Origin of the sequence: Mesorhizobium sp. M1399, assembly GCF_040317735.1 — a bacterium.
Lineage (GTDB): Bacteria > Pseudomonadota > Alphaproteobacteria > Rhizobiales > Rhizobiaceae > Mesorhizobium.
Window position 1 is genome coordinate 25,661 of sequence record NZ_JAMYKZ010000020.1, and the last position, 23,609, is coordinate 49,269.

Consider the following 23,609-nt stretch of genomic DNA (forward strand, 5'->3'; position numbering starts at 1 on the left):
GATCAAACAGCCGGTTCGATGTCGGTCAGCCGGAAATCGTCACCCTTGAACAGCAACGGCATGGCTTCGATACGTGCCGCAGCATAGGCAATGCAGTCGCCGAAGTTGAGGGCGGCCGGATGCCGGCCCTTGCCATAGCGCAGGAACGCCTGACGAGCGACCGCGGCGTGGTCGGCCGTGAAGGGGATCGTCTCGATCGAGGCGGTGCGCAAAAAAGTTTCGAAGCGATCGATAATCTGGTCCTGCCAGCGGCCGACGAGCACCATTGTCGTTTCAAGCAGTGTCGGTGCCGGAAGCAAACGTCTTTCAGCCTGGGTGATCGCCAAAACGAAGCGGTCGTAGCCCGGCTCCGTGCGTAAAATGGCGACCAGCGCCGAGGAATCGATGATCATCGCGTCGGGATACCCAGTTCGTCATAACCGAGAATTTCATCGTCGCTCATCGCGTCTTTGCGCTCCGGTATTCGTGCAGCTCGTTCCGCAATCGCCATCAGACGTTGAAAAAGGTCACCGGTCTCGTCGCGCGGCACAAGCCGCTCGCGCGCAACCTCGCGCTCGAGGCTTTGACGGATGGCCTCCGTCACCGATACCTGGCGCCGGCGGGCGAGCTCACGTGCCAGTTGCTCGACCGCCATATTCTTGATCGATAAGGCCATTTATATATTCTCCCTTTTCGTATAGAATATATACCAACTTGCCCGACAGATTCAACGCGCGCTCCCGCGAAATCCACGACCCTCCGTAGCGTCACACCACCGCTGCGGGTTAAGGGCGCTTGTATCCGCCGGCGGTGCAGGCAAGGATCGCAAGGAGAAAAGATGATAGAAAAGAGAGTAGCACAGGGAGGGGCGAGGATGTCGCTCAAGGGAAAGACGCTGTTCATGTCTGGCGGGTCACGCGGCATCGGGCTGGCGATTGCGCTGCGCGCCGCGCGCGACGGCGCCAATGTGACGATCGCGGCCAAGACCGCCGAGCCGCATCCGAAGCTGCCGGGGACGATCTACACAGCGGCGCAAGAGATCGAGCGGGCCGGCGGCAAGGCGCTGCCGGCGCTGTGCGACATCCGCGATGAAGCGCAGGTCGCCGAAGCCATCGCCAAGACCGTGGAGACGTTCGGCGGCATCGATATCTGCATCAACAATGCCAGCGCCATCCAACTCACCGGCACGCTGGAGACCGACATGAAACGCTACGACCTGATGCACCAGATCAACACGCGCGGTACTTTTCTCGTCTCCAAAATGTGCATTCCACACTTGAGGTTGGCGGAAAATCCTCACATTTTGAATCTGGCGCCGCCGCTCGACATGAAGGCCAAGTGGTTCAAGAACCATGTCGCCTACACGATGGCGAAGTTCGGCATGTCGATGTGCACGCTGGGCATGAGCGCCGAGTTCGCCAGGGATGGCATTGCGGTCAATTCGCTCTGGCCGATCTCGACCATCGACACGGCGGCGGTGCGCAACCTCCTGGGCGGGGCGACGGTGGCGGCGATGAGCCGTTCGCCCGACATCATGGCCGATGCCGCACACGCCATCCTGGTCAGGCCGTCGCGCGGGGCAACCGGTAATTTCTACATCGACGAAGAAGTGCTGCGCGCCGAAGGCGTCAGCGATTTCTCAGCCTATGCGCCGGGCGCGACAGGCCCGCTCGCCGGCGACTTTTTTGTGCCGGACGAGGTGTTCGAGCGGACTGATACCAAAATCAAAGGTATTTACTGACGGAAAGCATCTAGCTGACAGGCGTATCTCTTAAAGACCGGCACAGACGCGTGCTCAGCCTTCGGCTTTCTTGGCTTTGGCAAGACCCATCAGCCGGTCGATATAGGCAAGCATCAGTGCCGACAGAACGAAGGCCAGATGAATGATGGTCAGCCACATCAGCTGGTCGGTCGTGTAGGAGACCGAGTTCAGGAAAACCTGCAAGAGGTGGATCGAGGAGATGGCGACGATTGTCGAGGCGACCTTGACCTTCAGCGAGCCGACATCGATCGTGCCCAGCCAATGCACCTTGCCGTCATTTTCATCGAAGCGGCTTACGAAGTTTTCGTAGCCCGAGATGATCACCATCACCACCAGTGAGGCGACCAGCGCGGCGTCGATGAGGCCGAGGATCTTCAGGATGGTATCGGTGTCGTCGAGCGTGAAGGCCACGGAGACGAACTCGAACAGCTTCTTGCCGAAGGACACGGCATAGATGGCAAGCGCCGCGCCCAGTCCGAGATAGAAGACGACCAGCAGCCAGCGCGAGGCGAGAATGATCGATTCGATGGCGAGTTCGAGGCGCTTCATGCGGCGATTCCGGGCTCCGTTGTCGGAGTGCCGTATTTCGGGCAGGCTGCGGCGGTTTGCAAGGTTCTAAAAAACGAAACCCCGCCGGGGAGGGGAACCGGCGGGGCTCGTGTGTCCCGCTGGAGTCGGGACGGGGCAGGGACGCCCTTTCCAAAATTTGGGATTGGTGACCTCGCGTTTCAAGATTGGTGACCGCGCGATTCAATGGTTGATCGGATCGCGCGGTTCACATTCCGCTTATTGGGCGCTGGCCACCGGCGCCACCAGCGAGGTGATGCGGCGGATGGCGACGCGGCGGTTCTCACGGTTGGGTCCCGACGTGTCTACCTTGAGATACTCCTCGCCATAGCCCTGTGTCGTCAGGTTCTCCGGCGGGATGCCGAAGGCATTGGTCAAGGCTTCGGCGACTGCCTCGGCGCGGCGGTCGGACAATGCAAGGTTCGCTTCCGGCTTGCCGACTGCATCCGTGTGGCCTTCGATCAGGAAGGTCTCGGCCGGGTTTTTCTTCAGCAGCTTGTCCATGGCGTTGGCAACACCCTCCAGCTTCTGGACCTCGGTGTCGGAAATCGAAGCCGAACCGAATTCGAAGTTGAGCGTATCGAGGTCGATGCGGCGGGCAATGTCGCGCACGCGGGCCGAGCGTTTGACCTCGTCGATCGAATAGAGGCGCTGGACCTTCTCCACCGGCGGTCGTTCGAGGAAGGTGTAGTAGTCGTCCGGATCCTCGACCTCTTCGGAATCCAGAATGTATTCCTCTTGCGGGATGGTAAGGCGCATCGGCGGCAGGTCGTCGCCCGGGTCGCGCCAGTCTGCATCATCGTCATAGTTCCGCTCGTCGACATAGCTCAGCACATATTCGCGTCCGTCAGGCGCGATGCGTGAACGCTGGATCACGTCGCCGTAGCGGTTGCGGATGGTGACGATCCGGAAACCGTTGTCACGCTCCACGATTTCCCGGGTGCGATCGCCCGACAGGTCCTCATAATAGACATTCCTGGCGCCGCGGTGCATACGCGGGGCGTCGCTGCTTTCGACGAACGTCTGGTTGTTGAACTGGAGGATGACGCGGTCGCCGAATTCCCTGAGGACATTGGTGCCTTGCGGGCGCCGACGACGACGAACATCCTCGAAATCGGCTGAGCGCTCGACGCGCTTGCCTTTTTCCTCGGTCACGGGAGCGATCTTTTCAGGTTTGATCTCCTGCTGCGCTGCCCGGTCGTCGGTCGGGGGCGGCCCCTGGTCGACCGGAGCCGGTTTCGAGACTTCCGCCTGGTTGCCGTTCTCCTCGACGGGCTGGTTGCCTTCCTGACCACCCGTTTTGCCGCCATTTTGGCGACCCGCGTTTTGGCCGCCTTGGTCCTTGCCGTGCCTGCGCCTGACATCCTTCTGACTGTCCAGTATGGGCGCCTCGTTCGGGTTGGCCGCGGCTTCGCCCGAAGCAGGGGGCCCACCCTCGGCGGGTGCTGCCTGTTCGCCGGTGGCGGGTTGCTCACCGGTTGCGGGCTGCTGTTCGCCTGTCACCGGCTCTTCCCCAACGGGCTTCTTGCCGCGTTTCTTCGCCTGGTCCTGGGGCTGTTCGGCTTGAGCAGGAGCGGCTTGCTTGTCGGTTGGAAGTGGCTCGGCCTGTGGGAGAGCCGGCGCCGCCTGCTGGTCCTGCTTATTCTTCCTCTTGCGCGGATTGCCCTGCTCGTTGTCGTTTGCAGGGGCAACCTGCTCGGCCGGCTGTTCAGCAGGTGCGGCTTCCTGCTGTTGCTGGTCGCGCTTCTTCCTGCGCGGCTTGAGCTGCTGCTGAACGTCGTTCGCGGGCGCAGCCTGCTCGGCCGGCTGTTCAGCAGGTGCGGCTTCCTGCTGTTGCTGGTCGCGCTTCTTCCTGCGCGGCTTGAGCTGCTGCTGATCGTCGCTCGCGGGCGCAGCTTGCTCGGCCGGCTGTTCAGCAGGTGCGGCTTCCCGCTGTTGCTGGTCGCGCTTCTTCCTGCGCGGCTTGATCTGCTGATCGTCATTCACGGGTGCAGCCTGCTCGGCCGGCTGTTCGGCTTCGATCTGCTGTTGCTGCCTCTTTTTCCTGCGTTGATTGCCCTGCTCCTCTCCGCCCGAGGGCGCGAGTTGTTCGGCGGGCGCGGATTCGGTCTGTTGCTGCTCGCGCTTGTTCCGGCGCGGCTTTTGCTCGGACTCGCCCGATTGTTCGGCGGGTGCTTCGGTTCGCTCCTGCCGTTCGCGCCTCTTGCCGGGCTTCTGTTCCGGCTCCGCCTGCCCGCCTTGGGCACAGGCTTCGGCCGACTCGCCTTCGGCGCAATTCGACTGCGCCGGGATAAGCACTGCGCTGTTCCGAGCAGGGCCGAATGCGGCGCTGCCTTGCAGCGGGAACGCGCCTAACGGCGCGGACGCCATCAACAGGCCAAGCGCCGTGCCTGCCAGAATCCGTGGTTGGCGTTTCATCATAAACACTCCTTGTGGCGTCCCATCCCTGCCCAAACTTTCAGCAACCATGTTTGGTTCCTGTTTGTAGGTCTTAGCGGTGGCACAGGGCGATTGACCGGCGTTTTGAAGGCGACTTCATGTCATTCGTATGGTCTTGGCGTATGGTCCCGGCGTATTGTTCGGACGAGGGTGCATGGGTTGCTGCGCTTGACCTTGACGCCTCCGAGGTCCACATGCCGACGATGGAAAAGCCGTTCTGGAAAACCAAGACGCTGGAGGCGATGACCCCGGCCGAGTGGGAATCGCTCTGCGACGGCTGTGGCAAATGCTGCCTGTCCAAACTCGAAGACGAGGACACCGGAGATATCTACTGGACCAGCGTCGGCTGCCGGCTGTTCGACGCTGGAAGCTGCCGCTGCTCCGATTATACCAACCGGCTGGCGCGTGTTCCGGATTGCGTCGGGCTGACGCCGCAGAATGTGCGCACCATCAGCTGGCTGCCCAAGACCTGCGCTTACCGGTTGGTTGCCGAGGGCCGCGATCTCTATTGGTGGCACAGGCTGGTGTCGGGAAGCGACGAGACTGTGCACGAGGCCGGCATCTCGATGCGCGGCCGGGTCAGCGCCAGCGAGACGGAGCTTGCCGAGCCGGAGGATTATTTCGACCATATGCTTGCAGACGAGCCTTAGGATTTACTCCGGAATCGAGGACCCAGAACCGACAGCAAAACGGACGTTGCCTATCCGCCCATGCCGGTCCACCCTATGTAGGACCGCCGTCCATAGCACCGGTTCCGGAAGCGAGAGACTATCCCGGTTCTGCCGCATGAACCGGAGATGAACGGCCGGTTCGCAAAAAATTCAGACAGGCGGGTGCATTCTCCTCCCATCGGTTCGACGAAAACGGGTGGAAACCCTCAAACAAGGAGAGAAGACAATGTTCAACACCATCAAGACGGCGGCTCTTTCGGCTCTTGTCGGCCTTGGCACGCTTGCTGCCATCCCAGCCCATGCAGACAGTATCTATCTCGGTTTCGGCAACAACCAAGATCCGCGCGTCGGCGTCTATACCGGCGACGAAGATGATGGTTACTATCGCGAACACCGCCGTGAGCGCAACTGGCGCCGCTCCTGTTCGCCGGAGCGTGCCCTCGACAAGGCCGAACGTATGGGCCTGCGTCGCGCCCGCATCGTCGACATCAACCGCCGCACGGTCAAGGTCGCTGGCCGCCAGTACGGCGACCGCGTGGTGATCGTATTCGCCAACGAGCGCGGTTGTCCGATTATCTATCGCTAAGCCCGTCGAAGCTTTGCGGCCGGCGTCTTTCAGCCGGTAAAGTAGCGGAGCCTCTTTCCGCCAGGACGGAAAGGTGCGGCTCGAAAACCCCGGAGGATCGGTCCTCCGGGGTTTTTCATACGCTGCGATCGACGATCACTTCAGTTCGAAAGTCACCGTCACCTGCGCGGTATAGGAATTCTCGCCGGCCTGCACGGGGACCGATGCGCCGGCCGCATCGAAAGCCTTGGCGTCGATTGGCATCGGCGGCGGTGCGAAATTCTGGTCGGTGATTTCCAGAACCCGGCCGATGCCGACGCCGGCCGCTTCGGCCAGCGTCTTGGCCTTGGCCATGGCATTGGCGACGGCCTTCTTGCGCGCTTCAGTGACGGCTGCCGCCGGATCGTCGTTGGAGAAGGAGATGCCGCCGCCCTGGTTGACGCCGAGCGACACCGCCTTGTCGAGAATGTCGCCGGTCTTGTCGATGTCGCGGATGCGCACCGAAAGCGTGTTGGTCACCTGATAGGCGACAAGTTCGGCCTCCTGGCTGCCGTCGGGCTTGTTGGTGTAGTTATAGCGCGGGTTGATCTGGATGCCCGCGGTCTGCAGGTCGCGCTCCTTGATGCCGGACGATTTCATTGCCGCGATCACCGCGGCCATGGCGTCGTTATTGGCATCGAGCGCGGCACGCGCCGTCTTGGCCTCGCGCATGACGCTGAGCGTCAGCAGAGCCAGATCGGGTGCTATCGCCGCCTCGCCTTCGCCGGTGACGACGATGCGCGGCGGCGGCGAATCGGCGGCGCCGGCGATCGCCGGAAATGCGATTGCGGCGGCAATCGCCAGTGGCAAAATACGTCTGGTCATGAAATCTCCTCGATCTGCGATCCCAAGACTGCCGAGTGTCGAGCGGCTCCAATGGGGGACGTGCAATAGGTTATCAATATGGGCTGATTTGGGCGGTCTCGGCCAGCCCCCTCGGAAAGCCGCTCTGAAAGCCTTGTGCGGTTCAGGGAAAAACACTAATCCAACGCCGTGGGGCCTGTAGCTCAATGGTTAGAGCCGGCGGCTCATAACCGCTTGGTTGGGGGTTCGAGTCCCTCCGGGCCCACCATTGGCTTTTGTGGCCGTTGACTTAATTGGATTTTTTGGCGATTTTTGTCCCACCTCTTTCAACCCCCTCAGAAAGTGGGACAATTTTGTTCTCTTTTCGATCGATAACCAGCAGGTATTTCGCCGCTCTCGCTACCTTCCGGCGACGCGCTTTCTTGATGTAGTGGTCGGGCTGCTGGTACGTAGTCCACCCATATATCGCCTTCAGCTGCTCGTGCGTCGCGCCGTTCTCAGCGGCGATCGTCGCGCCGGCCTTGCGAATTCCATGAGCACTGCAGTGCGGCAGCTCAGCTTGATCACACCACTGGCGCATCTTGTTGCCCAGACCGTTCTCCGAGAACGGGCGACCATACTCATTGACCAGGAAGGTCATCTGGTCGGAGGGCGTGTGCTCAAGTTCCGCCTCTAGTTCGGGCAGAAGCGGGAGCTCCACCAACACCGCATCCTTGTTACGACTGGTCTTCCCAGGCTTAATTCTGATCCACTTCTCCCACTGCTCGGTCTCCTCGTTGTAGACGAGCGTGATGTGCTGTCGACCGAAGATCGCGACGTCGGACAACCGCAGGCCAGTAAACATGAAAATCGAGAGCGCACGTCTGGCTGCGGTACCCAGCGGATGCCGCTTCTCATATTGAACGATCTCCGACACGTCCCATGGGTGCCAGCCGTCGCCGCTCTTTAGCCGTCTGATGCCGCGGGCGGGATTGGAGTCGACGCCCGGAATCTCTGTGTCCTTTGCCCACTCAAACATCGCGCTGATGGCTTTTACGATATTGTTTGCCGCGCCAAGGGCGTCGAGCCTGGTGTCCCTGATCTCCTTAACATGAGACCGTTTCATACCGGCGAATGGCAGAGATCCCTTGGTGGGATACTGAGGATCCGGGTCACCTTCGAGGGGATGAGGTAATTCGCATACGCGCTCCAGAATTGCTCGTCGGCGCGCCATAGTGTCTTGGGTGATTTCCGTGCCGCCCCGACGGTAATACTCCTGGCAAAGCCACAGCAACGTGCCTTTCTTCGCTGGCTCGGAAGGCTTGGGGAGGCGCCGGCAAATCTCGGGAAGAGTGCCGGGCCGAACATAAGTGACCTCGGCGCGCGCGCACCGCAGTTCCTCGAGGAACTCGTCGCTGCCGGTCGGTTCACGGAGCCGGACCTTCTTCCGACCCGGTGCGCGAAAATAGTACCGATAATTGCCGTGGCGATCAGTGTCCTTCACTACGCCCTTAAGATCGACCTTCACGGGCTCATCCGTCATGTTCGTGGTTTTCGATCCCAAGGATTGTCTAGTGGCGGCGTATCTTCGTCAAGCTTTGGTGCTCCTCCGATTTGGCGGTGAGGGAGCTTTCGAAACGCCAATACAAGTTCCTCGACGTCCCAAACAATGCGCCCCTTGCTCGGCATTCGTGGCTGCGGCATCCGGCCGTCCTGGACCATTTCATCAAAGGTCGTTGAGCTTACGCCGATGAACGTCGCAGCCTGCTCGCGATTGATTCCTACCGGCGGGAGCGAGGGCGGCAAGACGCTCGGGGTGCGCAGCATCGGTTTAGTGCGTTGAAAGCGCGTCTTTGGCGCCTGCCTGTCTTTTTATGCACCTGTCCGAATATTGCAGACGCTCAATCATTTCCTGGCCCTGTGCTTGCAGGCTCACCCTAGGTCTCCAGACCTAGGATCGCTCAAGACACCGGACTCTTTTCCAGCCTTTGTGTACGATGATGGGTATCTTAATGCGCTCGAGGCCAAGAACTGAATGGTCGGCGACTTGGAAGGGCAAAATGACCGCGGAACCACGAATCTGAGTCAGAGGCGGAATCCAACTGAGGAAAGCATGGCTGTGTTTTCAAACGGTTATGACTCTCATGCATGCGTAACAACCAACAAGAATACAAACAAAATATTTCTGTGGATTACTTTCATTCCTCATGGAATGCGCGACTGATTTGGTCCGACAGCGGCTTCACAAAATAAGAAAGCGCCGTACGCTCGCCCGTCTGGATCATCGCTTCGGCCGGCATGCCGGGCACGAGCGTCAGGTCCTTGAGCTTCGTCAGTTCCGCATGCGGAACCGACAGACGCACCAGGTAATACGAAACGCCGTTTTTTTCGTCCGTCGCCAGATCGGCTGCGATCCGGCTGACATATCCGTTCAATACCGGCGTGGTCCTCAGATTGAAGGCTGACATCCGCAGCACGGCCTTGTGACCAAGCTGGATTTGGTCGATGTCCTTCGGGGTGATTCGTGCTTCAAGCGCAAGATCGTCGCCTTCCGGCACGATTAGCATAATCGGATCGGCGGGCGTGATCACTCCTCCGACCGTATGAACTGCGAGTTGTTGAATGGCGCCTGACTGCGGCGCGACAATATCGATCCGTCGCAGTTCCTGTTCAGCCGCCACCTTGCGCTCAACATACTCCCCAACCTGCGCCTGAACCTCTCTGAGCTCCTGGCCGACTTCCATCTTGAAATCCGGATCGATCTGCAGGATCTGGAGGCGCGTTTCGGCTATGCGGGCTGCCGTCTGTGCCTGATGTGCAATCTTCTCACCGCGTTCGCCGCCGAAAGTGGCAACCTGCGTCTTCAGGCTGTTCAAGCGTTGGTCCGAGACAATGCCTTGGTCGCGCAGCCCACTCAGGGCAGCAATTTCCTTTTGGAGAATCTCGGTGCTTTTCTCAGAAGCGATTTCCTGCGCCTTGAGCCCCTCGATCTCGTGCTCATATTGAGTGATGCGTTCCGCTAGCTGCGCCTGCCTTCCGTCGCGGGATTGTCTGCGGAATTCGAACAGCCGCGTCTCGCCATGTACTGCCGAAGCTACGTCCGGAACATCTCTGCGGGCGAGCAGCCAGTCCGGGAAGGCGATCTCCGCCAGATCGTCACGCTCAGCTTCGAGTCGTGCCAGGTTGGCGGCCAGCTCATCGAGCCGCTTGGTGACTACAGCGAGAGTGGCGCGCGTCTGGGTGGCGTCGAGCCGCATGAGGATGTCGCCGGCTTTTACTTTATCACCTTCGCTCACCAGGATTTCTCCCACCACCCCGCCGGTCGGGTGCTGCACCTTCTTCACATAGGAATCGACGACAAAGTGTCCGGACGCGACAACCGCACCGGAGAGATTCGTGAAGGCCGCCCAGGCTCCGGCTCCTCCAACAAAGATCACGCTCGCCAGAAGGCCCGCCACCAGGTGCCGGCGAATGGAGCTGGAAACGTCATTATTCTGATGAATGCCGGCCACCGGGATCCTCCATGTCAGCGCGCTCTCCCACGTTATCCTGTGTAGACTCGATGGCCTTGACGCCAGCGCCTGGTGCCATCGCTGCCCTCTTCAAGACTTTGGAAAGCGCTTCATCACGCGCACCGAATGCTCGCTGCCGTCCACCTTCCATGACCAACACAAAATCCACGGCGCGGATGGCGCTCGGCCGATGGGCGACGACAACCGCAATGCCCTTGCGCCCGCGCACGGAGGCGATCGCCTTGACGACCGCAGCCTCGCCTTCCGCATCGAGATTGGCATTGGGTTCATCCAGCACAACAAGGAAAGGGTCTCGATAAAGAGCACGGGCAAGACCGATACGCTGGCGCTGCCCGGCGGAAAGTGCCGATCCGGCCTCACCAATCGGAGTTTCGTAGCCGTGCTCAAATCGGAGGATCAGTTCGTGCGTGCCCGCTGCTTTCGCCGCGGTGACAATAGCCTCAGGGTCAGGATTATCTTCAAAACGAGCGATGTTTTCGGCAATAGTGCCGTCGAACAGTTCAACACCTTGCGGCAAATAGCCGATATGACGGCCTAGCGCTTCCCGGTCCCATTGATCGAGGCTTGCGCTGTCGATGCGAACCTTTCCGGCGACCGGCGTCCATGCGCCGACGATGGCGCGCGAGAGTGTCGACTTGCCCGAACCCGATGCACCGATGATCCCGAGTGCGCTTCCCGCCTGAACGGCAAACGCAAGGCCGGTCACGGTCGGCTTCCTTTCGCCGGGCGGAACGATTGTCACGCCTTCGAGGCGGAGTTCGCGTTCAGGTGCAGGCATTGGCATAACAGGAGCGGTTTCAGGAACCTTTCCCAGGAGGTCCTCCAGCCGCGCCCAACCCTGGCGCGCCATGAGGAAGGGTTTCCAGCTTGAAATGGCCAGATCGACCGGAGCCAGCGCGCGCCCCATCATGATCGAACTGGCAATCATGACCCCGGCCGTAGCCTCCTGCCTGATGACAAGGTACGCGCCGACGGCAAGAATGGCCGATTGCAGCAGCACGCGCAACGACTTTGCAATGCCACCCAGCCCACCTGCCACGTCCCCAGCTTTCCGGTTGGCGGCCAGATACTCGGCATTGGCCTTGTGCCATCGGGCAGCGATCCGCTTTCCGAGACCGAGAGCTTGCACGACCTCGGCATTGCAACGCGCTGCTTGCAGTAGGCCATTGCGCACCATGTCGTGGGCAATGGTCTCGCGTATCGGCCGTTGCGAGAGAGTGTTGGTAAGAAGTGTCAGAGATGTGAGACCGATCGCCCCGATAAGTGCCGTCATGCCGATCCAGAAATGAAGGAGGAAGCAAATGGCAAGATAAAGCAGCATCCATGGCAGATCGAAGAACGCTGTCGGACCGTTTCCACCTAAGAATCCGCGAATATTGTCGAGGTCGCGAAGCGGCTGCAAGCCGTCGCCCGGCATGCGCGTTAAAAGCGGAAGGCGAACGATCGCATCGTGAACGCGTCCGGAAAACTGTTCATCGAAACGCTCGCCAATCCGCAGCAGCACGCGGGCGCGCAAAACGTCGAGCAGGCATTGGAACGCATAAAGCCCTGCAGCAAGCACGACGAGCCCCACTAGCGTCGATACGCTGCCACTTGCCAGAACGCGGTCGTAGACCTGAAGCATGAACAGCGGCGAGATCAGCGCAAGCACGTTGACCACGCCGCTGATCAACAGAATTCCCCAAATAGCTGAAGTCAGAGGGAAAGGTCTCAAAGCTGAATCCTTCAAGGAATGGTTACTCACGTAGGTCTCCGTGAGGATCTGGCGACCCAGTCCCTATATTGCTCCCCGAGCGGCAACCGACTCGCTGATTCAGGATCAGTGCTCCCGCCGAATATGTTTGGTTTGGCATCTAATGGAGCGGGTCAACAACAACACCGTCCGGCTGAAGGTTTGGAAGGGCAACGTCATCGTGGCCGGCCGCAAGGGCCCGAACAGGCTTCCGCCTCCACGCGTTCAGGGAGATTTCGGTGTACGACCAGCGCGACGTGCAGGGCTTCGTCAAGCTGTACACGCTGCGACTGCTCCCGGGCGCCCCGGCCCATCGCAAGTAGCGGAGACGGAAAGCGCCCGCCCAGGGGGCGGGGCGCTGTTCCGTATGGGTTTTCTGGATCAAACGAAGGTGAAGTCCGACGCGGTCAGGCCTAGGTCGGCCACGGTGACCACACCGCCCAGGTGGGCGAACTCATGCCCGTTGTTCTCGGCGGTGACATAGGCCAGAGTTGCGACTCTGTCGCTGTAGCTGCTTTGGTAGACAATGATGTCGCCGGCGTGCTCGCCGGAGATCGCACTCGCGGCTTCAGAAGCAGAGTTGAAAGATTCGCCAGTGATCACCACGACGTGTTCGCCGTTCGCACCCGAGGCCGCACCACTGTAGAAGCTGCTCACCGGGTAGCCGGACTGTATGCTGGCGTTGTTGACGAAGTTCGCGCCAAAACCGTCGTTGTAGAGGCCCACCGCATCGAAGGCGAACTTGTCCTCCGCCGGGTTGAAATCGGTGATAGTGGTAATGTCCGACTTCGACCCGACAACCCCAGGCACCGGATTGTGGAACTGGAACACGAACGTGTCATTGTCGGTGCCCCCGGTCAACGTATCCTGGCCGTCACCCACGTAGAGGACATCCTGGCCGGGACCGCCGCTGAGCCTGTCATTGTCCTCACCGGAGATGCGCGCGTTGAAGCGGCCGTTGTCGCCGGAGAGATCGTCCCAGCCATCTCCGCCGAAGATGCGGTCGTTACCCTCGCCGCCAATGGCTCGGTCACTGCCCTGGCCAGCCGAGATCTCGTCGTTGCCGGCACGACCGTCAATCCAGTCATTGCCCTGGAAACCCTCCATCCAATCTTCAAGCTCGGTGCCGAGGAGTGTTTCGGAACCCGGGCCACCCTCGATAATCTTTGCCATCGAAAATACTCCTAATGATGCACCCTGCCTGACGCGTTCATATTCCTCATCGGATAATTAGAAAAATCGATTGCTTGGATAGACACGCATTTACGAAATGGATGCACTCACGTTCACTTCGCCGTTCTGCTGAGCAGTTGCGGGCTCGTTAGCGGCGGGGACGCTGGTCGCCCAAGCAATCGATCTGAAGATTCGACACTCAAACCACCAGGACAACACTTCGTAACGGGGCCGTCCTAGTTCGGCCCCAAACTTCTCTCTGTTTGCTCGACGCCGGCATACCCGCACCGTAAGCGCTGGACGAGGACAAGTTCCGCTGGCCGCGGGTGGAGAACGGCGTGATCCGGCTTGCCGCGCCGAACTGATGGCGCTCGTCGAAGGCATGGACTGGCGCGTTTGAGCCGAACGGAGACGGCGTCCGACGTCGGCCGGATAGGCCGTGGCGAAGTAACTCAGGCGCAAAAGGCGGGCCTCAGGCCGTGCAAAATAAGCTCCTGTCGGCGTCAGTGACGAGAAGCGCTCGGCCCGTCCCCAGGAAATCGATCCGCTCAAGGCGATGTTCGTCGCCATGGCGGCGGAGAAGGCCGAACTGCAACAACTCCGGAGCGAAACACTCAAGGCCGAGATCGTCCGGATGGCGACACTCAACGAGCGTGCCCAGGAGAGGATCGCCGACCTTCATGGGATCGTCAAGCAGCTGGAGCGCGCCGCTTCGGTCGCAGCTCCGAGAAGCTCGAACGTGCCCAGCAGGCCTTCGCCTTCGAAATCAGACCGGGCTCGGCGCGATTGAGTCCGAGCTCGAGGCCGCAAGACCGACAGGCGAGCCGCGACGTGCTGCGCGACCGCGCAAGGCGTTCCCGGCGCATCTGGAGCGGGTCGAGATCGTCATCTAGCCCGAGCCATGGGGGAAGAAGCGCTCCCGCAGCCAATCGTCCAGTCCGTCAAACGCGGTCGGCCGCACAGGCTTGCGAAACGGAACAGTCCCGCCCTCGCTTAGATACCGAGGCACCGTGTTGCGAGCGCACCCGAATTCGTTCGCCCGTCGGTTCCCCAGCCAAGCTCATGCAGCGGCAGCATCGCTGCCACCTCTTCAAGCTGAAGGATCTGCTCTCCCTGCATCGTTCTCGACAATGCAGGAATCGCCCAATCCCAATCGCCATCCATGCCTCCTCTCATAACCGAGGGGTCGTCGGCCGACAACTGAGACGTCCGGTGCTCTTAGGCGGGGTAATCATACGAGATGCCTCCTGCAACATCATTTCCCGCATCCATAGGCTTGCCGGATCATTATTGTGAAGCGCAGGCCATTGGACGGCCTCCGTGAATGCGGCAGGAAGTGGCGGCGGAAGTTCGACAATCCGCAGGGGTGTTAATTTTGCGAAATGCTGCGCCAGCCGTAAGGGCATTGTCCCAATGCGGTTGGTGCCTGATAGAAGGGGCGGGATCATGCTAAAGCCCTGTACGACGACCTCGATACGTCTCTCGAAACCGTTCTCGAGCAAATACCATTCCTCGATGGAGGGCTGCCGGGTGTCCCCGAATTTAAGCACAACCTGCCCCATCGACAAGTATCGGTCGAATGTAAGTGGCTCTGACAGCTGCTTGTTCGTGCCGCAGCCTACGCATACGAGCATATCTTCGAACAGGGCTGCGCGAGGATGTTTCGACATGAATACTTCCGGCATAATCAGAAAATCAACGTCGCCGCGCCGGAGAAGCTCCTCGGGGTCGTCGGAAATAAGCAGACATTCGAAGCGGACGGCGGGAGCTTCCCGCGCAGCACGCTTTACGATCTTCTTAAAAAATACGAGCGTGAGGTAATCGGAAAGGATGATGCGGAAGCGACGATCCGATCGGGCCGGGTTAAAGGCGTCCCAGGAAATAATCGACAGCTGGATGTGCAGCAATGCCTCCCGGACTGCTGTGGCGAGCCCCTCCGCGCGCGGTGTCAAAATGAGTTCGCGGCCGTTCATCGTAAATAGCTCATCGCTGAAATAGGCGCGTAACCGACCGACGGCGGCGCTCATGGCCGGCTGACTCAGGTTAATACTGCGGGCCGCGGCGGTGACTTTACGCTCCCTGATCAAAGCGTCCAGCACAACCAGGAGATTTAGATCGAGTCCCTTAAAACGCATGTATTGACCTATCCGACGCGTGGATGGGTATCGCCCAAAGAATCAATTTTACGAATGGTAAGTAGCGTCAACGCATCAGCCGACGACGAAATAGAGCAACCGATAGGAAGAACGGCAAAACCGTGTATATGCAAAGCGCGCCGATATGCAGGCCCATGCTGCCGGCCGGACGGCCAAGCATCGCCGGACGAATGAGGTCAATTGCATGTGCGAGCGGCAACAAGGAGGCGACGTCCTGAAAAGCGCCGGGCAATTGGTTGACCGGAAACATCGCGCCGCAAAGGAACAGCATGGGTGTTATAACAAGCGTATTATAAAATATGAAATATTCATAACTGGGCGCAAGCGCCGTGACGACCATCGCTAGACTCGCGAAGGCGAGGCCACTGAGAGCGATGACTGGCAGCAAGCAGAGGATGGATGGCCACGATGTGTAGCCGAGCGTGGTGGCAACAATAGTGATTGCTGTGCCCGCCATCAGGGCCTTGGTGGCTGCCCACGCCAATTCGCCGAGTAAGATATCGCCGAGCGTCAGCTGAGTGCATAGCATTCCTTCCCAGGTGCGCTGGTTGTCCATGCGGCCGAAACTCCCGTAAACCGTTTCAGCAGTCGCCGATGCCATCGCGCTTGTGGCAACCATGCCAGCCGCGAGAAACGCAATGTACGAAGTGCCCTCAACAGGACCTATCATTGTTCCGATGCCAAAGCCGAGACCGAACAGATAGATCATCGGATCGGCGAGGTTGCCGAGAACCGATGCAAGCCCGATTTTCTTCCATCCAAGATAGTTGCGGCGCCAAACCGCGACCCAATTCCACGCATTGGCGGGCATGGCCGCCGCATAACGTTCGCCCATTGTTCAGTCCTCCATCTCGCGCCCGGTTAGCCGCAAGAACACATCCTCGAGATTGGGGGGACGCTGCAGAAGGCGCAGACCCGCGCGCCCGCGTAGCTGCACCAGCACCTGCTCCGGATCGGGTGCATAGCAAAAAAGCGTCTCACCGCTCACCTCGATGCGCTGTGCGTACGGCCGGATCAGCGCACCCAGTTCATGCGGATTGCCGCCGTAGACCTCGACCACGTCACAGCCGATCTGCTCGTCAATGAGTGCGGACGGGCGGCCTTCGGCGATCTTGCGCCCCTCCTCCATAACGCACAGCCGATCGCACAGCCGCTCGGCCTCTTCCATGAAATGGGTAGTCAAAAGAATAGTCTTGCCCCGCGCCAGCAGCGATCGCAGCCGTTCCCAGATCAGGTGGCGGGCCTGCGGATCGAGGCCGGTGGTCGGCTCGTCCATCACCAGCAAGTGCGGGTCATTGATCAGCGCACGCGCGAGCGTCAGGCGCCGCTTCATGCCGCCGGACAGTTCGGCGACGCGCGCATCCGCTTTGTTCTCGAGGCGGGCGAACTCAAGCAGCGACGGTATGACCGCTTCGATCTGGCGTCTGCTCATCCGGAAGTAGCGCCCGAACACCAACAGGTTCTCGCGTACAGTGAACGCGGTATCAAGATTGTCGAACTGCGGGACCACGCCGATGCGCATACGTGCCAAACGCGCGCGCGCCGGCACTGGAGCGCCGAGCACAGTAATCTTCCCCGCATCAGGCGATGTCATGCCGAGGACCATACGCGCAATCGTGCTTTTGCCCGCACCGTTCGGTCCCAAGAGCCCGAAGCATTCCCCCGCCGCAACGCGGAACGACAGTCTGTCGACAACGAGCTTGTCATAAGTTTTGCTTACGTCAGTAAGATCGATCGCTACCATGGACATGGGTTCATTTTACCGAGAGGGACGCCAAGACTGGCGGTTGCTTGGTTGCCTGCCGGACCTGAAACTGTGACTCGTCTTCGCCATCCCAGCCGTCGATAACGAACTGATCGACATCACAAGGATTTAGCCCCTGTTCCGCCAAAGCGGCGACAATTACGTCGAGATTATCGATGGTTTGATAAGGCGGATTGTTGTGCCGCTTTTCCTGCTCAACGCAGAAGACGAGCCGTCCATCCTCGACAAGGGCGATCGCCCCATCATGGGTCAGCTTGGTACCACAGATGCGCATAGTGTCTCCACGTTAACGGCGATAGATTCGATTCATCAGGAAGCGGAAAGCGGGTTCCGGAAACGGACGAGCAAGCAGTCTTCGTTGACCGACTCGCCCCGACACTCAAGACGCTCTACCTCGATCAACGTTTCGTTCAGCATGGCGATGACCGGCTCAGCACCAGCGGCGTGACCCCAGCGACGGCAATTAGCATCCCTTGCCGATCCGAAGATCAGATGCCCGCCTGGCGCAAGCACCCGCACCAGGTTTTTGACGGCCGCGCGCATCTCGGCTATGTCTTCGAGGTAGTATAGGACCTCCGCCACAACGATCAGGTCAAACAACTCGTCGGTCGAAAACTGTTGAACATCGGAGACTATCCAGTTGATGCGCGACGGCTCCTTTATCCGTTGACGTGCTCGAGCAATCGCTTGCGCCACGACATCGATGACGGTGAGCCCTTGGCAGTAGGGGGCTAGTTTTTCCGTGAATGCGCCGGCAGCGCACCCGACTTCGAGGGCATTTGTAATGGAGCCTTGGGCAAGCGCCAGCTGGAGCATTTGCGTGTGGCGCTCCCGCTCGAACGGATTGCCGTCGAGGCGCCACGGATCGTCTGCGGCCAATTCCCGATCGAGCAACTGATGATTCATGTTCTGGGTCAAACTCGTCCACCTCTCGTCTACCTAGGTAATTAGCGATCACTCGTCGCCGCAGATGTTGCTCGACAGCGCTAATCCCGAAGAATCCGCGCAAGATTGAGCCTGCGAAGCGGAGCCGCATGCGGTGAGAATTCTGCCCTGCTTGATCCAGTGATCGGAGTTTGGGTGGGGGCCTGTTTTCCCCCAGTGTTCGATGTAGCGACAGCAGAGCTTCGCGACAGCCAATCGCTATTGCTCAATGTACACAGCGCGTAGGCCTTCAAGGGAAGTAAGAGAAAGATGTTGATGAACGTGTGCAGGGAAAAGCCCAGAAATCGAAACTGTCGAGCACGAAATGCTACCACGCTGCATCGGAGCATGGTCATGGACACAATCATCAGTCCTGTCCACCAAGGCACAGTGCCTGTCAGTGCGAAATGTGCGAGGCCCGTTAGTACCGATAGGGCGAGGAGTAGCGGCCCGAGATTCTGTCCGACCACGTCCAACGTGAGATAGCTATTGAGGCCGGGCAGCAAGCGCAGCCCAAGCAGCGTGTCCCGGAATGTGCTTCGTGCCCAACGGAGTTGTTGGCGCAGATACGGTCCGAGTCTGTTCGGAACGACTGTGGCCGCGATGGCGCCCGGAACGTACTCGGTTCGAAAGCCTGCTTTCAGCATGAGGATAGTGAGATGGCGATCCTCCCCGAAGTCGCTTGGCTTGCCCCGAAAAAATTGCGACTCGTACTGGTCCAGTAACAAAAGGAGCGCAGACCGGCGGTACATGGCACATGGGCCGCAACAGCACATAACGGCACCGAAGCGAGCCTGTGCCGCGCGCTCCTCGTTGCAAGCCAGCCAGTACTCCATGTCTATCAGCCTTGTCAGCCAGCTCTCGCTCCGGTTACTGGCAATCAACTGACCCATGACTGCGCCGACCGCTGGATCTCGCATCTTCGGTACAAGCTTGGTGATGACGTCGGACGCGAGTATCGTGTCTGAATCAACGTTAAGCACCAAATCCCCGGATGAGCGGCGTATCGCGGCGATCTGCGCCTTGCGCTTTCCAACATTCTCGGGAAGCAAAATGATGTCGAACCTAGGGTCGCGCGCGTAGGTTTCGTGGACAGTTCCTACGGCTTCGCGATTTCCAGAACCGTCATCAACCACATAGACCCGAAGTCTTCCGGCGTATTCTTGGTCTGCAATGGACGCCAGGCACTCTGAAAGCGTGCGCGGATCCTCGTTGAAGCAGGGGACGATGACATCCACGCTGGGCAGTTGATCGGAGCCGACGAGATCCTCCAACGCCGATGAGTCGTTTGTCGGCAGAGCATAAATCCCCTGCATGCTCTTATAAGCAGTCGAGAGCAGTGCATAAAGCGAAATGGCCACAGTGCTGGTTGTACCAAGAAGAGTCATGGGATCTCGTTTGTTCAGTGATGTTGAGGAAGTGAGCGGATTACAAATCCGCGCTCATGAAGTGCTGGAATCAGACGGGACAGCGCCGTGACCGTCTGGTCGCGCAGACCGGCGTGAGCGCCCTGGCTCAACTCGCCGGGAGGGCATCCGTCGTGCAAGAGTACGATTGCGCCCGGCCGGACAGAGGCGAGCACGGTATCGATAATCGCGTCGACCCCAGGGCGAGACCAATCTCGAGGGTCGACGGACCAATGGAGGGCCGTCAGCCCGGCGATCTGTGACGCTGTGAAGATTTCTTCGCTCCAGGCGCCGTAGGGCGCGCGAATATAGCGCACCGAGGCCTGAGGGCACGCCCTCATGATGGCGCCGTTCGCTTCAAAAATCTCACGTTGCACTTCGCCGAAGCCGCATTTGTACAGATCCGGATGAGTCATCGTGTGGTTGCCTAGCTCGTGCCCTTCTGCAATCATTCGTTGGATTAGATCCGGGTGCTCTAAGGCGTAGGCGCCGATGACGAAGAAAGTCGCCGGCACCCGCTGCTCTGCCAACACATCGAGAATCTCCGGTGTGAAAAGTGGATTGGGACCGTCGTCAAACGTCAGATAAACGCTGCGACGGCCGGTGCCGTCAGAGCACTCACGGCGCACTTCGTACAAGCAATCGGGACGGCTCATAGCTCTGGTCCGTTCCGATCGATCATCGTGCCCGTGGGCCATTCGCTGATCGGCCGTCCAACTGGCAGAACAATGGTGAGTGCGTCATCGATGCGTGTGGGCGGCAGGTCGAGGCGCGCCTCTGGTCGGGTGGAGCGCACGCGAATTCCCGACAAAACGGCCAAAGGGCTGTATCGCCGCGCGAACCTCTCAACATGATTCCGCAGCGCGTCCCGGACGGTTCCGAAAGCGAATGGAACGCCAAGCTCCTGCAGTATTGGAAGCATGACATGGATTGAATGGGCGATTCCGAGACCCTCAAGATCCGGACGTACCCCGTACAGGCCCAGCTCAGCCACCAACAGATCGACCGCGTCAACCTTGATGAAACGGCGCAGTATGCCCATGTGAGCCGCTACACCGCTCGAATCATAGGCGATTGCGCGGAGTTCAGGCCTGGCTCCGGCCCAGCTTCGACTACCTTCGAACGGTTCTGCGTTGGACGCCCCAGTCGGCCCGTAGGTATTACGAAAGAACTGGGCGAGCTCGACGTGGTCCGAGAGCTGCAACTCGTTTTCCCAGCACAATTTCCACTGCACCTGAGGGCGCATTCAGGACCTCTCTTCAAAATAGTTTCTTGCGGGCCGCATTACCCGGCCAAAGCGGCGGCGTTGTTGGCTGCACTCAACCGTTGTCGTTAGCGACGGTGAGCCAGCCGGTGGGGGCTCGCCAATGAGCTCTCTCGATGTTCCCGCCCGTGTGGCGGCGCCGTCGATTTGAGCTTGACGTCGGTCATTTACGTTCCTCTAATGCATGGTTCGTAAATTCGTAAAATTGATTGTTTAGATGATGCCCATCCACACGCTGGATAGATCAGGATATGCGGTTTAAGGGGCTGGATCTGAATCTCCTCGTTGTGCTGGACGCTCTGATCAGGGAGCGTAAAGTCACTGCCGCGGCCAACAGTATTAACCTGAGCCAGCCGGCCATGAGCGCCGCCGTCGCTCGGTTACGCGCCTACTTCAGCAATGAGCTATTTACGATGAACGGCCGCGAGCTCATTTTGACACCGCGCGCGGAGGGGCTTGCCCCAGCAGTCCGGGACGCATTGCTGCACATCCAGCTGTCGATTATTTCCTCCGACGCCTTTAACCCAGCCCAATCGGATCGTCTCTTCCGAATCATGCTTTCCGATTACCTCACGCTCGTGCTTTTTAAGAGGATCGTAGAGCGTACTGCGCGGGAAGCTCCCGCCGTCCGCTTCGAATGTCTGCCTATTTGCGACGACCCCGAGGAGCTTCTCCGGCGCGGCGACGTTGATTTTCTGATTATGCCGGAAGTGTTCATGTCGAAACATCCTCGCGCAGCCCTGTTCGAAGATATGCTCGTATGCGTAGGCTGCGGCACGAACAAGCAGCTGTCAGAGCCACTTACATTCGAGCGATACTTGTCGATGGGGCATGTCGTGCTCAAATTCAGGCACACCCGGCAGCCCACCATGGAGGAGTGGTATTTGCTCGAGCACGGTTTCGAGAGACGTATCGAGGTCGTCGTACAGGGCTTTAGCCTGATCGCGCCCGTCATATCAGGCACCAACCGCATCGGGACCATGCCCTTACGGCTGGCGCAGCATTTCGCAAAAACAACACCCCTGCGGATTGTCGGACTTCCGCCGCCACTTCCTCATCCCGCATTCACGGAGGCCGTCCAATGGCCCGCGCTTCACAATACTGATCCGGCAAGCCTGTGGATGCGGGAAATGATGTTGCAGGAGGCATCTCGCCTGGCGCCTTTGCTTGAAAGCTATTGAGCGTCTCGGGCTTCCTGGAGGCGGTCGCGATCGCGTAGGAGCGGTTGCCATTCGGGCGTCAGGCCTTTGGCTCGGCAGAGCGGCGCAGTTCCTTGCTGAGTACGAGGGCCAGGAACGAGCAGAACACATGCCCGGGTTGGTGCTGAGTTGACTGCCGCCTCCGATTTCGCGTGCGAAGTCCCAGAAGATGTCTAGCCCCACTCAAATGCCAACTTTGCCGGCCTTGCCGCGGCTTTTCACGCGCGGCCAGGCGAGGAGATGCCGGTCGACGAGGTCAATCCCAACGGACTGTGCCGGCCTCGCTCGGCTACTGGCGTGAGGCATCCTTGACGACACCGCCCTGCACCGACAACGTCGAGATGTTGGCAATGAAGCCGGTCGCGATTGACGCTGCGGATGTAGGCAATTTACCTCGCGCTTCCGCCTGAACGCGTGGCCGATCCGTTCACCCAATTGGCTTCATCCTGGGCCGCGGCTGAGGCCTGTGGGGTGCGGCTACCCCGCGTGGATGGGATCATCAATCAACTTTCTCTCATTTATGAAAGGAAACTTCCCCGCTTACGATAGAAGCCATCATTTTCATATATTTTCCGGCAGATGAATGTCGAACGGCAGAAATGTCTGTCCTGGTGTTTCAGCAGTGCCGGTCTCGATAGCCCGCGTCATCAGCGTTATCAGCTCCTGGGAAAGCCGGCGCATTGGCGTGGCGACCGCCATCGTGATGATGTTATCAGCGAGTGCCGCCCGAGATTCCGGCGTGATTTCATTCACGATCGCGACGAGATCGCGACTTTTACCCTCTTCCCGGACCGCGGAGATGGCGCCCTCCATGCCGCCCCCGGCGACATAGAAGCCGACGAGCTCGGGTTCCCGCTGCATGAGATCAAGCGTTGCCTCGTAGGTGACCTGCCGTTTCTCCAGGTTCACAAGCGGATCGAGCACCTCGAACGTCGGCGCGTTCTCACGGCAATAGGAGCGAAAGCCGACGTCACGGAGCTCGTGCCCCTGGAAACGATGGCTACCGACAAACACCGCCACCTTGCCGGGCCGTTTTGCGACCTTGGACACCATCCAAGCGGCCGTGCGCCCCACCTTGCGGTTGTTGAGGCCGATATAGCCCTGTCGCACGCCGGCGGCGAAGTCGGAAAGCAGCGAGAAAACCGGAATGCCTTTGGCCTTGAGGTCCTCAACCGCTGCTGTAATTTTTGGGTGGTCCGGTGCCACCATCGCGATCGCATGGCAGCGTGCGCCCAAATCCTTGAGCGGTGCGATTAGGTCGCTCGGCATATGTGACGGGGCGAATTGGATGAGCGGAATGCCGTGGAAGGACTGGGCCAAATTGACCGACGCTTCGACCTCGCGCGCAAAGTCTTGGTAGAAATGCTGGGCCGGTTTTCTCAAGATGAAGCCCAGACGGTAGCACGGTAGGTCTCGCCGCAAGCGCTGCTTGATGAGCCCGGCAGCATGATAGCCGATCGCGTGGGCGGCGTCGTGGACCCGCCGCGCGGTCTCCTCGCGCACCGGATGGCGGGCGTTCAGAACCCGATCGACCGTTGCTACGCTGACTCGGGCTTCGCGGGCGAGATCGGCAATTGTGGGGCGCTTGGTCATGGGTCCTATTCTGATTGGTTTTTGACGCAGGCTGGCTCTCTGTCACCTAGCGCGATTCG

22 protein-coding genes, 1 tRNA gene and 2 pseudogenes are annotated in these 23,609 nt (G+C 59.8%); 6 read left to right on the top strand and 19 right to left on the bottom strand.

The genetic code is table 11. From position 1 onward, the window contains the following. Positions 1 to 2: 2 nt before the first annotated feature. Positions 3 to 392: a type II toxin-antitoxin system VapC family toxin gene (locus NKH05_RS27455; RefSeq protein WP_023719326.1), complete on the bottom strand. Its 390-nt coding sequence runs from the start codon at positions 390 to 392 to the stop codon at positions 3 to 5. Continuing rightward, complete coding sequence (locus NKH05_RS27460) at positions 389 to 655, bottom strand: type II toxin-antitoxin system VapB family antitoxin (protein WP_023719325.1); 267 nt, start codon at positions 653 to 655, stop codon at positions 389 to 391. The genes NKH05_RS27455 and NKH05_RS27460 overlap by 4 nt, the downstream gene beginning before the upstream one ends. Positions 656 to 853: 198 nt before the next feature. Between NKH05_RS27460 and NKH05_RS27465 the strand changes: the two genes are divergently transcribed. Continuing rightward, positions 854 to 1,720, top strand: a complete 867-nt coding sequence (locus NKH05_RS27465; RefSeq protein ID WP_023719324.1) for an SDR family oxidoreductase — start codon at positions 854 to 856, stop codon at positions 1,718 to 1,720. A gap of 54 nt (positions 1,721 to 1,774) precedes the next feature. Here NKH05_RS27465 and NKH05_RS27470 read toward each other — a convergent pair whose 3' ends face one another. Next, positions 1,775 to 2,290 (bottom strand): TIGR00645 family protein, encoded by a 516-nt coding sequence (locus NKH05_RS27470; RefSeq protein WP_353026493.1) that lies wholly within the window; start codon positions 2,288 to 2,290, stop codon positions 1,775 to 1,777. Positions 2,291 to 2,527: 237 nt separating this feature from the next. Continuing rightward, entirely contained in the window at positions 2,528 to 4,726 is a 2,199-nt protein-coding gene (locus tag NKH05_RS33200) for an OmpA family protein (protein WP_502913273.1), read from the bottom strand. A 224-nt stretch (positions 4,727 to 4,950) separates the two neighbouring features. Here NKH05_RS33200 and NKH05_RS27485 point away from each other — a divergent pair, with 224 nt between their 5' ends. Together NKH05_RS27485 and NKH05_RS27490 are read left to right on the top strand one after the other, a co-directional pair. Continuing rightward, complete coding sequence (locus NKH05_RS27485) at positions 4,951 to 5,397, top strand: YcgN family cysteine cluster protein (RefSeq protein WP_023719321.1); 447 nt, start codon at positions 4,951 to 4,953, stop codon at positions 5,395 to 5,397. 247 nt (positions 5,398 to 5,644) lie between these two features. Continuing rightward, positions 5,645 to 6,004 carry a hypothetical protein gene (locus NKH05_RS27490; protein ID WP_023719320.1) on the top strand — a complete coding sequence of 120 codons (360 nt, stop codon included), beginning with the start codon at positions 5,645 to 5,647 and terminating at the stop codon, positions 6,002 to 6,004. Positions 6,005 to 6,139: 135 nt separating this feature from the next. On the opposite strand, the gene NKH05_RS27495 is transcribed toward NKH05_RS27490, so the two are convergent. After that, complete coding sequence (locus NKH05_RS27495; RefSeq protein ID WP_352494952.1) at positions 6,140 to 6,847, bottom strand: SIMPL domain-containing protein; 708 nt, start codon at positions 6,845 to 6,847, stop codon at positions 6,140 to 6,142. 171 nt (positions 6,848 to 7,018) lie between these two features. On the opposite strand from NKH05_RS27495, the gene NKH05_RS27500 reads away from it, so the two are divergent. Then, positions 7,019 to 7,094, top strand: a tRNA-Ile gene (locus NKH05_RS27500). 21 nt (positions 7,095 to 7,115) lie between these two features. Here NKH05_RS27500 and NKH05_RS27505 read toward each other — a convergent pair. From NKH05_RS27505 to NKH05_RS27520, 4 genes are all read right to left on the bottom strand, one after another. After that, positions 7,116 to 8,333: a tyrosine-type recombinase/integrase gene (locus tag NKH05_RS27505; protein WP_353026497.1), complete on the bottom strand. Its 1,218-nt coding sequence runs from the start codon at positions 8,331 to 8,333 to the stop codon at positions 7,116 to 7,118. A 670-nt stretch (positions 8,334 to 9,003) separates the two neighbouring features. Continuing rightward, the gene (locus tag NKH05_RS27510) at positions 9,004 to 10,317 is read right to left on the bottom strand and encodes an HlyD family type I secretion periplasmic adaptor subunit (RefSeq protein WP_352491484.1); all 1,314 of its coding nucleotides are present in this window, start codon (positions 10,315 to 10,317) and stop codon (positions 9,004 to 9,006) included. Further along, positions 10,295 to 12,067: a type I secretion system permease/ATPase gene (locus NKH05_RS27515; protein WP_352491525.1), complete on the bottom strand. Its 1,773-nt coding sequence runs from the start codon at positions 12,065 to 12,067 to the stop codon at positions 10,295 to 10,297. The genes NKH05_RS27510 and NKH05_RS27515 overlap by 23 nt, the downstream gene beginning before the upstream one ends. Before the next feature lie 384 nt (positions 12,068 to 12,451). Next, positions 12,452 to 13,243: a M10 family metallopeptidase C-terminal domain-containing protein gene (locus NKH05_RS27520; protein ID WP_352491483.1), complete on the bottom strand. Its 792-nt coding sequence runs from the start codon at positions 13,241 to 13,243 to the stop codon at positions 12,452 to 12,454. 556 nt (positions 13,244 to 13,799) lie between these two features. Here NKH05_RS27520 and NKH05_RS27525 point away from each other — a divergent pair. Further along, the gene (locus tag NKH05_RS27525; RefSeq protein ID WP_352491482.1) at positions 13,800 to 14,033 is read left to right on the top strand and encodes a hypothetical protein; all 234 of its coding nucleotides are present in this window, start codon (positions 13,800 to 13,802) and stop codon (positions 14,031 to 14,033) included. 111 nt (positions 14,034 to 14,144) lie between these two features. Here NKH05_RS27525 and NKH05_RS27530 read toward each other — a convergent pair. From NKH05_RS27530 to NKH05_RS27570, 9 genes and pseudogenes are all read right to left on the bottom strand, one after another. Continuing rightward, positions 14,145 to 14,407: pseudogene (locus NKH05_RS27530) on the bottom strand (hypothetical protein); the annotation flags it as partial. An 8-nt stretch (positions 14,408 to 14,415) separates the two neighbouring features. After that, positions 14,416 to 15,378 carry a LysR family transcriptional regulator gene (locus tag NKH05_RS27535; protein ID WP_352516375.1) on the bottom strand — a complete coding sequence of 321 codons (963 nt, stop codon included), beginning with the start codon at positions 15,376 to 15,378 and terminating at the stop codon, positions 14,416 to 14,418. Positions 15,379 to 15,445: 67 nt separating this feature from the next. Next, positions 15,446 to 16,234: an ABC transporter permease gene (locus tag NKH05_RS27540; RefSeq protein ID WP_352450738.1), complete on the bottom strand. Its 789-nt coding sequence runs from the start codon at positions 16,232 to 16,234 to the stop codon at positions 15,446 to 15,448. 3 nt (positions 16,235 to 16,237) lie between these two features. Further along, positions 16,238 to 17,149: a nodulation factor ABC transporter ATP-binding protein NodI gene (gene nodI, locus NKH05_RS27545; protein ID WP_023719311.1), complete on the bottom strand. Its 912-nt coding sequence runs from the start codon at positions 17,147 to 17,149 to the stop codon at positions 16,238 to 16,240. A gap of 43 nt (positions 17,150 to 17,192) precedes the next feature. Next, positions 17,193 to 17,438, bottom strand: a pseudogene (locus tag NKH05_RS27550) (carbamoyltransferase N-terminal domain-containing protein); the annotation flags it as partial. A gap of 35 nt (positions 17,439 to 17,473) precedes the next feature. After that, positions 17,474 to 18,070 carry a nodulation methyltransferase NodS gene (nodS, locus tag NKH05_RS27555; protein WP_352450799.1) on the bottom strand — a complete coding sequence of 199 codons (597 nt, stop codon included), beginning with the start codon at positions 18,068 to 18,070 and terminating at the stop codon, positions 17,474 to 17,476. 80 nt (positions 18,071 to 18,150) lie between these two features. Next, the gene (nodC, locus tag NKH05_RS27560; protein WP_352466667.1) at positions 18,151 to 19,476 is read right to left on the bottom strand and encodes a chitooligosaccharide synthase NodC; all 1,326 of its coding nucleotides are present in this window, start codon (positions 19,474 to 19,476) and stop codon (positions 18,151 to 18,153) included. Positions 19,477 to 19,490: 14 nt separating this feature from the next. Next, complete coding sequence (gene nodB / locus NKH05_RS27565) at positions 19,491 to 20,150, bottom strand: chitooligosaccharide deacetylase NodB (RefSeq protein ID WP_353026502.1); 660 nt, start codon at positions 20,148 to 20,150, stop codon at positions 19,491 to 19,493. After that, positions 20,147 to 20,740, bottom strand: coding sequence for a NodA family N-acyltransferase (locus NKH05_RS27570; protein ID WP_352457034.1), 594 nt, complete (start codon positions 20,738 to 20,740; stop codon positions 20,147 to 20,149). The genes nodB and NKH05_RS27570 overlap by 4 nt, the downstream gene beginning before the upstream one ends. 269 nt (positions 20,741 to 21,009) lie before the next feature. Between NKH05_RS27570 and NKH05_RS27575 the strand changes: the two genes are divergently transcribed. Then, on the top strand, positions 21,010 to 21,939 hold the full coding sequence (locus NKH05_RS27575; protein WP_352506788.1) for a LysR family transcriptional regulator: 930 nt from the start codon (positions 21,010 to 21,012) through the stop codon (positions 21,937 to 21,939). A gap of 579 nt (positions 21,940 to 22,518) precedes the next feature. Here NKH05_RS27575 and NKH05_RS27580 read toward each other — a convergent pair. Next, positions 22,519 to 23,550: a LacI family DNA-binding transcriptional regulator gene (locus NKH05_RS27580; protein ID WP_023678260.1), complete on the bottom strand. Its 1,032-nt coding sequence runs from the start codon at positions 23,548 to 23,550 to the stop codon at positions 22,519 to 22,521. Positions 23,551 to 23,609 lie beyond the last annotated feature (59 nt).

Excerpts from the sequence above, each read along its gene's own strand:
- NKH05_RS27575 (WP_352506788.1), top strand. The coding sequence starts at position 21,010 with ATGCGGTTTAAGGGGCTGGATCTGAATCTCCTCGTTGTGCTGGACGCT.
- NKH05_RS27465 (WP_023719324.1), top strand. The coding sequence starts at position 854 with ATGTCGCTCAAGGGAAAGACGCTGTTCATGTCTGGCGGGTCACGCGGC.
- NKH05_RS27525 (WP_352491482.1), top strand. The coding sequence starts at position 13,800 with ATGTTCGTCGCCATGGCGGCGGAGAAGGCCGAACTGCAACAACTCCGG.
- NKH05_RS27540 (WP_352450738.1), bottom strand. The coding sequence starts at position 16,234 with ATGGGCGAACGTTATGCGGCGGCCATGCCCGCCAATGCGTGGAATTGG.
- NKH05_RS27460 (WP_023719325.1), bottom strand. The coding sequence starts at position 655 with ATGGCCTTATCGATCAAGAATATGGCGGTCGAGCAACTGGCACGTGAG.
- NKH05_RS27495 (WP_352494952.1), bottom strand. The coding sequence starts at position 6,847 with ATGACCAGACGTATTTTGCCACTGGCGATTGCCGCCGCAATCGCATTT.
- NKH05_RS27520 (WP_352491483.1), bottom strand. The coding sequence starts at position 13,243 with ATGGCAAAGATTATCGAGGGTGGCCCGGGTTCCGAAACACTCCTCGGC.
- NKH05_RS27470 (WP_353026493.1), bottom strand. The coding sequence starts at position 2,290 with ATGAAGCGCCTCGAACTCGCCATCGAATCGATCATTCTCGCCTCGCGC.
- nodB (WP_353026502.1), bottom strand. The coding sequence starts at position 20,150 with ATGAGCCGTCCCGATTGCTTGTACGAAGTGCGCCGTGAGTGCTCTGAC.
- NKH05_RS33200 (WP_502913273.1), bottom strand. The coding sequence starts at position 4,726 with ATGAAACGCCAACCACGGATTCTGGCAGGCACGGCGCTTGGCCTGTTG.
- nodI (WP_023719311.1), bottom strand. The coding sequence starts at position 17,149 with ATGTCCATGGTAGCGATCGATCTTACTGACGTAAGCAAAACTTATGAC.
- NKH05_RS27535 (WP_352516375.1), bottom strand. The coding sequence starts at position 15,378 with ATGCGTTTTAAGGGACTCGATCTAAATCTCCTGGTTGTGCTGGACGCT.
- NKH05_RS27485 (WP_023719321.1), top strand. The coding sequence starts at position 4,951 with ATGGAAAAGCCGTTCTGGAAAACCAAGACGCTGGAGGCGATGACCCCG.
- NKH05_RS27580 (WP_023678260.1), bottom strand. The coding sequence starts at position 23,550 with ATGACCAAGCGCCCCACAATTGCCGATCTCGCCCGCGAAGCCCGAGTC.
- NKH05_RS27570 (WP_352457034.1), bottom strand. The coding sequence starts at position 20,740 with ATGCGCCCTCAGGTGCAGTGGAAATTGTGCTGGGAAAACGAGTTGCAG.
- nodS (WP_352450799.1), bottom strand. The coding sequence starts at position 18,070 with ATGAATCATCAGTTGCTCGATCGGGAATTGGCCGCAGACGATCCGTGG.
- NKH05_RS27455 (WP_023719326.1), bottom strand. The coding sequence starts at position 392 with ATGATCATCGATTCCTCGGCGCTGGTCGCCATTTTACGCACGGAGCCG.
- NKH05_RS27490 (WP_023719320.1), top strand. The coding sequence starts at position 5,645 with ATGTTCAACACCATCAAGACGGCGGCTCTTTCGGCTCTTGTCGGCCTT.
- nodC (WP_352466667.1), bottom strand. The coding sequence starts at position 19,476 with ATGACTCTTCTTGGTACAACCAGCACTGTGGCCATTTCGCTTTATGCA.